The organism is Albidovulum sp. (genome assembly GCF_049646345.1).
Lineage (GTDB): Bacteria > Pseudomonadota > Alphaproteobacteria > Rhodobacterales > Rhodobacteraceae > Albidovulum.
The window spans coordinates 1-8,371 of record NZ_JBARVQ010000869.1; the positions used below are offsets into that span (position 1 = coordinate 1).

11 protein-coding genes are annotated in these 8,371 nt (G+C 64.3%); 10 read left to right on the forward strand and 1 reads right to left on the reverse strand.

Annotated elements, in window-relative coordinates:
• Positions 1-289 precede the first annotated feature (289 nt).
• From rplU to WBB85_RS22760, 8 genes are all read left to right on the forward strand, one after another.
• A complete protein-coding gene (gene rplU / locus WBB85_RS22725) occupies positions 290-811 on the forward strand; it encodes a 50S ribosomal protein L21 (protein WP_432640852.1) in 522 nt (173 codons plus the stop codon).
• A 6-nt stretch (positions 812-817) separates the two neighbouring features.
• Positions 818-1,087, forward strand: coding sequence for a 50S ribosomal protein L27 (gene rpmA, locus WBB85_RS22730; protein ID WP_432640842.1), 270 nt, complete (start codon positions 818-820; stop codon positions 1,085-1,087).
• Between the two features lie 283 nt (positions 1,088-1,370).
• Entirely contained in the window at positions 1,371-1,910 is a 540-nt protein-coding gene (locus WBB85_RS22735) for a GNAT family N-acetyltransferase (RefSeq protein WP_432640843.1), read from the forward strand.
• Between the two features lie 5 nt (positions 1,911-1,915).
• Entirely contained in the window at positions 1,916-2,929 is a 1,014-nt protein-coding gene (locus WBB85_RS22740; RefSeq protein WP_432640844.1) for a GNAT family N-acetyltransferase, read from the forward strand.
• A 212-nt stretch (positions 2,930-3,141) separates the two neighbouring features.
• Positions 3,142-4,173 (forward strand): GTPase ObgE, encoded by a 1,032-nt coding sequence (obgE, locus tag WBB85_RS22745; RefSeq protein WP_432640845.1) that lies wholly within the window; start codon positions 3,142-3,144, stop codon positions 4,171-4,173.
• Entirely contained in the window at positions 4,161-5,276 is a 1,116-nt protein-coding gene (gene proB, locus WBB85_RS22750; RefSeq protein WP_432640846.1) for a glutamate 5-kinase, read from the forward strand. Before obgE ends, proB begins: the two co-directional genes overlap by 13 nt.
• Before the next feature lie 54 nt (positions 5,277-5,330).
• Positions 5,331-6,584, forward strand: a complete 1,254-nt coding sequence (locus WBB85_RS22755; protein ID WP_432640847.1) for a glutamate-5-semialdehyde dehydrogenase — start codon at positions 5,331-5,333, stop codon at positions 6,582-6,584.
• A complete protein-coding gene (locus WBB85_RS22760; RefSeq protein ID WP_432640848.1) occupies positions 6,581-6,928 on the forward strand; it encodes a TraR/DksA family transcriptional regulator in 348 nt (115 codons plus the stop codon). Before WBB85_RS22755 ends, WBB85_RS22760 begins: the two co-directional genes overlap by 4 nt.
• On the opposite strand, the gene WBB85_RS22765 is transcribed toward WBB85_RS22760, so the two are convergent.
• Positions 6,922-7,521: a histidine phosphotransferase family protein gene (locus tag WBB85_RS22765; protein WP_432640849.1), complete on the reverse strand. Its 600-nt coding sequence runs from the start codon at positions 7,519-7,521 to the stop codon at positions 6,922-6,924. The two genes, WBB85_RS22760 and WBB85_RS22765, sit on opposite strands and share 7 nt — an antisense overlap.
• Positions 7,522-7,550: 29 nt before the next feature.
• Here WBB85_RS22765 and WBB85_RS22770 point away from each other — a divergent pair, with 29 nt between their 5' ends.
• Both WBB85_RS22770 and WBB85_RS22775 read left to right on the forward strand, forming a co-directional pair.
• Positions 7,551-7,748 (forward strand): DUF3553 domain-containing protein, encoded by a 198-nt coding sequence (locus tag WBB85_RS22770; protein ID WP_432640850.1) that lies wholly within the window; start codon positions 7,551-7,553, stop codon positions 7,746-7,748.
• A 120-nt stretch (positions 7,749-7,868) separates the two neighbouring features.
• The coding region (locus WBB85_RS22775; protein WP_432640851.1) for a GNAT family N-acetyltransferase at positions 7,869-8,371 on the forward strand (503 nt) is incomplete at its 3' end.

Sequence of the window (8,371 nt, forward strand, 5' to 3'; positions counted from 1 at the left end):
GTCGGGCGCTGCCCGGCTCCCAATATTGGCTCAGGGCTTCGCGCATCCCACTCTGGACCGGCTTGCAAACTTCGGGCCGAAATGCGGCACGCATTGCCCGCCGCCGCCCTTGACTTTCACCCGTCGCTGAAGGATAAGCCCGCATCCCGGCGGGTCTCTCGGCCCGACCGGGATTCTATATTTGGTAATGTCGTCCCGAAAAGGGGCACGCAGCCCGAGGCGGGGATCTCCCCGAAAAACACCGGATCATCCGGGGCCACAGGGCGCGGCAGAAATGAAGGAAAGACCCCTGTTCGCGGTCCTAAAGACCGGTGGCAAGCAATACAAGGTTCAGGCGGGCGACGTGCTCCGCGTGGAACTGATCGCAGCCGCCGCTGGTGACAAAGTCCAGTTCAACGAAATCCTGATGCTCGGCGGCGACAAGCCGAAGCTGGGTGAGCCGCTCGTCAAGGGCGCTGCTGTCCAGGCCGAGGTCATCGACGACATCAAGGCCGACAAGGTTATCACCTTCGTCAAGCGCCGTCGTAAGCATTCGTCCAAGCGCACCCGCGGCCACCGTCAGAAACTGACGCTCGTCCGCGTTACCGACATCCTCGCGAGCGGTGCGGAGAAGTCGGGCGTTAAGGAAGCCATCGGCACCCATGCCGCCCGCGTCGCCGCGCATAACAATGCGGCCCCGGCGGAAAAGGCCGAGAAGGCTGAAAAGAAAGTTGCCCCGGCGAAAAAGGCTGCGCCCAAGAAGGCCGAAGCCAAAGCCGCCCCGGCAAAGAAAGCTGCGCCCAAAAAGGCCGCGGCCAAAGCGAAGGAGTAACACCCCATGGCACATAAAAAGGCAGGCGGTTCCTCCCGCAACGGTCGCGACTCGGCCGGTCGCCGTCTCGGCGTGAAACTCTATGGCGGTCAGGCGGCTCAGCCCGGCGCCATCATCGTTCGTCAGCGCGGCACCACCTGGTGGCCGGGCGAAGGCGTCGGCATGGGTCGTGACCATACGATCTTTGCGACCGCCGAAGGCCGCGTGGCCTTCAAGAAAGGTCTCAAGGGCCGCACCTTTATTTCGGTCCTCCCGGTCGCGGAGGCAGCCGAGTAAGCCGAACCTTTACAATCCGATTGTTGATGGGGACCGGCTGAAAGGCCGGTCCCTTTCCTTTTCGGGCAGGTGTTCGCCGGTCAGGGGTTTCGGTGAGGCAATGTTGAGCATGATCCCGGCGCGCGCTTGATCCGGCCATGCTCACGCCCCATTTGGGGGATATCGGGCAGCGTGGCGCCCAAAGCGGCCGGGAGGGTCGCGCGCCACATTGCGAGTGTCGGACGGGACAGGACCGGTAGGGCGGTCGTGATCTTCGTCATTCGTTGAGGAGGAGGAAGAGTTCATGATGCAGGAACCGATCGTCGTCCAGCCCGCGCTGGCGGCAGAACGTTTTGTGCTGCGCCCGCTGCGGCGCTCCGATGCCGGGCTGATCGCGATGTACAGCTCCGACAAACGTATCGCCGAGGGCACGCGTACCATTCCCCATCCGCTGCCCCCCGGTGCCACCGAGGCGTTCATCGCCCGGTCGCTGGCCGAGGGGCGGGCGCAGGATGTCTGGGTCATGGACGGGTCCGAGCAGGGCCATGCCGAGGTTCTGGGCCTCGTCAGCCTGACCTGGATGGAGCGCGCGCAGAGCGAGATCAAATACTGGGTCGCGCCCGCCTTCTGGAATACCGGCTACGCCTCCGAGGCGGTCAGCGCCATCGTCGCGGCCAATCCGCATCAGGCCCGCACGCTCTTTGCCGAAGTCTTTCAGGACAATCCCGGTTCCGCCCGCGTTCTGACCAATTCCGGCTTTGAATATCTCGGCGATGCCGAGGCCTTCTCGGTCGCCCGCGGCGCCACCGCGCCGACCTGGACCTACCTGCGCAAGATGGCCTGACAAAGATGCCCATCCGCGCTGTGATCAAAACGGCGCGGCTCACCCTGCGCCCACCGATGCCCGACGACGCGTCGGCCTTCGCCGCCGCGCTCGCCGACTGGGAAGTTGCGCGCTGGCTGTCGGCGCCGCCGTGGCCCTATGGCCTCGACGACGCACGGGACTTTCTGACTGGGGTGGCAACGGCCAATCATTGGGTGATCGAATGCCAAGGCGAGGTCGCCGGGCTGATCGGCATCAAGCCCGATCTCGGTTATTGGCTGAACCGCCATGCCTGGGGCAAGGGCTTTGCCAGCGAGGCGGCCTGCGCCGTACTGGCTGCGCATTTCGCCGATCCCGCGGCAGATATCGTCCGCTCCGGTCATTTCGACGGCAATACCCGCTCGCGCCATGTACTTGGCAAACGCGGCTTCCGGCCCGACGGGTTCCGGATCACCCGTTGCCGTGCCACCGGTGACACATCGGTACTGCTCCACAGTATGGCTTTGACCCGCGCTGAATGGCTCGCGGCCAATCCTCTGTTGATCGAAACCGAAAGGCTGGTGCTGCGTCCCCTCGATCCCGAAAAAGACGCGGGCCCGCTTGCCCGGATCGGCGGCGATGAAAGCGTGGCACCGATGCTGATGTCGGTGCCGCGCCCGTGGCCGGAGGCAGACGCGCGTGACTGGATCCTCCGCGCCCCATGGCGCGGATATCCCGGCTTCCGACTTGGTATCTTTCTCAAGGGCGGCCCCCTCATCGGCGCGACCGGCCTCGGACCCAGCGCACCGATGACCACGATGTATTTCATCGACCCTGCCCATTGGGACCAGGGCTACGCCACCGAGGCGATGCAGGGTTTCCTCGACTGGACAACCCGCCACTTCGCGCCGGAGGCAATAGAGGCCGACCATTTCACCGACAATCCCGCCTCAGCCCGGGTGCTCAGCAAACTCGGTTTCACCGAAACCGGCACCGGCCTGGGCACCTCCGCCGCCCGGCCGGGCCCGGCGCCTGTCCGCATCTGGCGCCGGACCTTCTGATCTTCCACTTGGGGCAAATATCCCGGGAGGGTCCGGGAGGGCAGCGCCCTCCCGGCGGGTCGGCCGAGGCGAAGCCGAGACCGAAACCTTACCCAACCACGCCCCTGCCATACGGTTTGCCGACGCTTCGCCGACATAACGCCGACCGGGCTGCCCTTGCGAAAAGTGCCGCCACAAGCTATCGCCACTGGGCCCCAAGGAAAGCCTGTCCCATGAAGTTTCTCGACCTCGCCAAAGTCTATATCCGTTCCGGCGGCGGCGGCGCGGGCTGCGTCTCGTTCCGGCGCGAGAAGTTCATCGAATTCGGCGGTCCCGATGGCGGCGATGGCGGCAATGGCGGCTCGGTTTGGGCCGAGGCGGTCGAGGGGCTGAACACGCTGATCGACTTCCGCTATCAGCAGCATTTCTTCGCCAAGTCCGGCCAGCCCGGCATGGGCTCGCAGCGGACCGGCAAGACCGGTGACGATATCGTCCTGAAAGTGCCAGTGGGCACCGAGATCATCGACGAGGATGAGGAAACCATCATCACCGACCTGACCGAGGTCGGGCAACGTGTGTTGCTCGCACAGGGCGGCAATGGCGGCTGGGGCAATCTGCGCTTCAAATCCTCGACCAACCGCGCGCCTTCCCGCGCCAATCCCGGGCAGGAGGGCGTCGAACGCACGATCTGGCTGCGCCTCAAACTCATTGCCGATGCCGGGCTGCTGGGGCTGCCGAATGCCGGGAAATCCACCTTCCTTGCGGCGGTTTCCAACGCCAAGCCCAAGATCGCGGATTACCCCTTCACCACTTTGGTGCCCAATCTCGGCGTCGTCGGTGTCGACGGCAAGGAATTCGTCATGGCCGATATTCCGGGCCTGATCGAAGGCGCGTCCGAAGGGCGGGGGCTGGGGGACATGTTCCTTGGCCATGTCGAACGCTGCTCTGTCCTGCTGCATCTTGTTGATGGAACATCCTCAACGATTGCAAAGGATTACAAGACGATCCTGACGGAACTCGAAGCCTATTCACCCGATCTTGCCGCCAAGCCCCGGATCACCGCGCTCAACAAGATCGACGCGCTGGATGCCAGGACATTGGCAAACCGCAAGCGCAGTCTGGAAAAGGCGGCGGATGGGCCGGTTTACCTGATGTCGGGTGTCTCCGGCGAAGGTGTGCAGGACGTGCTGCGCGCCCTCTGGAAGATCATCACCACCGCCCGTAAAGCGGCGCTGCCCGAGGACGATCAGCCGTGGCAGCCCTGAAACCCGATATTGCGGCGGCACGGCGGCTGGTGGTCAAGATCGGCTCGGCCCTTTTGGTCGATCCGAAGGGCGGTTTGCGCCGCGACTGGCTTGCGGCCCTCGCCGAAGATGTGGCCGCGGCCAAGGCCCGCGGCGCCGATGTGATCCTCGTCTCCTCGGGCTCCATTGCGCTTGGACGCGGGGTGCTTGGCCTGCCTAAGGGCGCACTCAGCCTTGATCAGAGCCAGGCGGCGGCCTCTGTCGGTCAGATCCGCCTTGCGCGGGCCTATGAGGAAGTGCTGGCGCCTCACGGCCTGACCGCCGGTCAGGTTCTGGTGACGCTGGAAGATACCGAAGACCGGCGGCGTTACCTCAATTCCCGCGCGACGATGGAAACGCTGCTGGGCCTCGGCGTTGTGCCCATCGTGAATGAGAACGACACGGTGGCGACGGATGAGATCCGCTTTGGCGACAACGACCGTCTGGCGGCGCAGATCGCGGTGACGATCGGGGCGGATCAACTTGTGTTGTTGTCGGATGTCGATGGCTTCTATTCCGACAATCCCAAGGTAAACTCCGCCGCGCAGCGCTTTGAAATTGTTGAAAAGATCACGCCAGAGATTGAGGCGATGGCGGGTGACCCCGTCTCGGGCCTCTCCAAGGGTGGCATGAAAACCAAGCTGCTGGCGGCCAAGACCGCCGTTGCGGGCGGCTGCGCCATGGCGATCACCGAAGGGTCGGTTCAGCAGCCGCTGACCGCACTGGCCGATGGCGCCAACTGTACATGGTTCCTGCCCGAAGGCACGCCGCAACTGGCCCGCAAGCGCTGGATCGCAGCGATGAAGCCACGCGGTGAGTTGCATCTGGATGCCGGGGCGGTCACGGCCCTCAATTCGGGGAAGTCGCTGTTGCCTGCGGGGGTGACGCATGTGACGGGTGAATTCGGCCGGGGCGATCCGGTGGCCGTTCTCGGCCCCGATGGCGCGGCTCTGGCCAAGGGGCTCGTGCGTTATTCCGCAGGTGAGGCGCAGGCGATTGCCGGGCGGCGGTCGGGTGACATTGAGGCCATTCTCGGCTATGCCGGACGCGGGCCGATGCTGCATCGCGACGATATGGCGTTCTGAGGGATGGCCCTTGCGGGCCATGCCTGCGGCGCGAGTACTTTGGAACAGAAGAAGATGAAAGATATCAGTGATATACCGGCGTTGATGGGCGGGATGGGCAAGGCCGCGCGCGTTGCAGCGGCGAAACTGGCCTTTGCCACGGCGGAACGCAAGCATGCGGCGCTGATTGCGGCGGCGGATGCCGTCTGGGCGCGGCGGGCGGAGATTGTTGCCGCCAATGCCAAGGATTTGGACTACGGCCGTGACAAGGGGTTGAGCCCGGCGATGATGGACCGGCTGATGCTCGATGAGGACCGCATTCGCGGCATCGTCGACGGGCTGCGCGCGGTTGCCGAGCAGCGCGACCCGGTGGGCGAAGTGATCGCCGAATGGGACCGGCCGACGGGCCTGCACATTCAGCGCGTACGCACTCCGCTTGGCGTCGTGGGTGTCATCTATGAAAGCCGCCCGAATGTGACGGCGGATGCAGGCGCGCTTTGCCTGAAGTCGGGCAATGCGGTGATCCTGCGGGGCGGTTCGGAAAGTTTTCATTCCTCCCGCGCGATCCATGACTGTCTGGTGGAGGGGCTGCGCGCCGCGGCCTTGCCCGAGACGGCAATCCAGTTGGTGCCGACCCGCGACCGGGCGGCGGTGGCCGAGATGCTGCGAATGGTCGAACATATCGACGTGATCGTGCCGCGCGGCGGCAAGGGGCTGGTCGGGCTGGTGCAGAAAGAGGCCCGCGTGCCGGTCTTTGCCCATCTCGAAGGGATCTGTCACATCTATGTCGACAAGGACGCCGATCCCGAGAAAGCCCGCAAGGTGGTGCTGAACGCCAAGACGCGGCGGACGGGCATCTGTGGTTCTGCCGAATGCCTGCTGGTTCACAAGGACATCGCCGCAGGGCTTGGCCAGCAGATCGTCGATGATCTGAAGGCGGCGGGCGTGGAAGTCAGGGCCGAGGGTCTGAACGGCAACAAGCCCGCGCAAGCCGATGATTTCGGACGCGAATTCCTTGATATGATCATTGCCGCGAAAGTGGTGGAGGATATCGACGGCGCCATCGCCCATATTCGGCATTACGGGTCGAGCCATACCGAGGCGATCCTGACCGAGAATGACGCGGCGGCCGGGCGATTCTTCCAGCGCCTCGATTCAGCGATCCTGATGCGCAACGCCTCGACCCAGTTCGCCGATGGCGGCGAATTCGGCATGGGGGCCGAGATCGGCATCGCCACCGGCAAGATGCATGCGCGCGGACCGGTGGGGGCCGAGCAGCTGACCAGCTTCAAATACCTCGTGACCGGCGATGGCACGGTCCGGGCGTGAGCGAGCCGAGTGATGCCGAACTTGCCGCCCGCTACCGGCCGGTGATTGAAGCGGAATTGGCTGATCTTGGCCGGGCAACGGAGGCCACGAGCACCGACCGCAAGCCGGTTGAGCTGGACCAGCAAAGCGTCGGGCGGCTCAGCCGCATGGATGCGATGCAGGGGCAGGCCATGGCCGCGGCGGTCGAGGCCCGGCGCGGGCAGCGCCGGGTGGCCTTGCAGGCCGCTTTGCGACGTCTGGAAGAGGGCGAATTCGGCTGGTGCGCCGGTTGTGGCGGTTTCATCGGCACGGGGCGTCTGGATGTCGATCCGGTCGCGGTGATCTGTATCGCCTGCGCTCAGTAACTGATCGCAACCCGCCCGGTATCGGCTTCGACCGTCAGAGTGCGGCCACTGCGGCGGATTTCGTCGGGCAGCAGCGCGAACTGGACATGGGCTGCCGCGATTTCCGCGCCGGGCCCGGACCCGTCGAGGCGGGCCCAAAGCTCAGGCTCGATCTTCACGCGTTCTGCCTGCGCCTCGATCCGCCAGCGATCCGGCCGGGTCACGGTCACGCGCCCGCCATGGGGCAGGGCGGCTTCCATGCATTGCAGGGCCAGAAAGGCCAGTTTTACCTCGGTCCGGGGCGGGTTGTCCGCAACCTGCCAGTCGATGCTGAGCCGCCCGCCCCGGGTTGTGTCGTCAAGGATCGAGCGGATTTCATTGCGCGCCACGCCCTGACCCGGCGATGCCATCCCGTAGGCGATGCGGAAAAAGCGGATGCGGGCATTGGCATTCGCCACACTCTCGGAAATCAGCGTCATTTCCGGTCCCGGGGCGGTTCCGGACATCATCAGCAATTCTATCCCATTGCCGATTGCGCCGAGCGGGCTGATAAGGTCATGGCAGATACGCGAACCCAGAAGGGCCGTGAGGTCGTCTTTCGGGGCTGACAGCATAAAAATGTCCTTTTACCGGAGAAAGCGTCATGTTTGAGATTCTTGAGCCGGGAATGCTGGTGCGCCATCCGCAGCAAGAGGATTGGGGCCTTGGCCAGGTCCAATCGCGGATCGGTGCGAAGGTGACGGTCAATTTCGAGCATGCCGGGAAAGTCGTCCTCGACGGGACGCGCGTGGACCTGATAATCGTCATTGATGCAAGCACTACACCCAAAGGTTCCTACTAAAACCTACGCACAACCTATGGAATGTGTCAACGATGCCCCGTCTGTGGGTTCTGTTGCAAATGTTGCGGTCGCGCCCTAAAACCCGGGCAGAGCAGGAAACGCAGATTTCAAACGCTGGCGATGACCCCAGACACCACGCATCTTCAGGTCCGGCTGGCCGAAAGCGACGCCGATTTTCTTGCCGCGCAGCGGTTGCGGTACCGTGTCTTTGTCGAAGAGCTGGGCGGTGACGGGCCGCTTGTCGACCATGCCGCGCGGCTGGAACGGGATGAGTTCGATCCGGTCAATGATCATCTGATTCTGGTCGATGTCCGCCGGGATGCGGTCGCACTTGACCATGTCGTCGGCGTGTACCGGCTGTTGCGCGGCGATCGCGCGGCGGAATTCGGACGGTTCTACTGCGACGGCGAATACGATCTGGCACCCCTGAAGCGGTCGGGGCGCACATTGCTGGAACTGGGCCGGTCCTGTGTGGATGCGGAATATCGAGGCGGTCCGGCGATGTTTCTTCTGTGGAATGCGCTGGCCGACTATGTGCTGAAGAACGGGATCGAAGTGCTCTTTGGCGTGGCCAGTTTCCATGGCACCGATATCGAGACATTGAAAGTGCCGCTCTCCTGGCT

Coding starts and splice junctions, on each gene's coding strand:
- rpmA (WP_432640842.1), top strand. CDS start 818: ATGGCACATAAAAAGGCAGGCGGTTCCTCCCGCAACGGTCGCGACTCG.
- WBB85_RS22735 (WP_432640843.1), top strand. CDS start 1,371: ATGATGCAGGAACCGATCGTCGTCCAGCCCGCGCTGGCGGCAGAACGT.
- WBB85_RS22740 (WP_432640844.1), top strand. CDS start 1,916: ATGCCCATCCGCGCTGTGATCAAAACGGCGCGGCTCACCCTGCGCCCA.
- obgE (WP_432640845.1), top strand. CDS start 3,142: ATGAAGTTTCTCGACCTCGCCAAAGTCTATATCCGTTCCGGCGGCGGC.
- WBB85_RS22755 (WP_432640847.1), top strand. CDS start 5,331: ATGAAAGATATCAGTGATATACCGGCGTTGATGGGCGGGATGGGCAAG.
- WBB85_RS22765 (WP_432640849.1), bottom strand. CDS start 7,521: ATGCTGTCAGCCCCGAAAGACGACCTCACGGCCCTTCTGGGTTCGCGT.
- WBB85_RS22770 (WP_432640850.1), top strand. CDS start 7,551: ATGTTTGAGATTCTTGAGCCGGGAATGCTGGTGCGCCATCCGCAGCAA.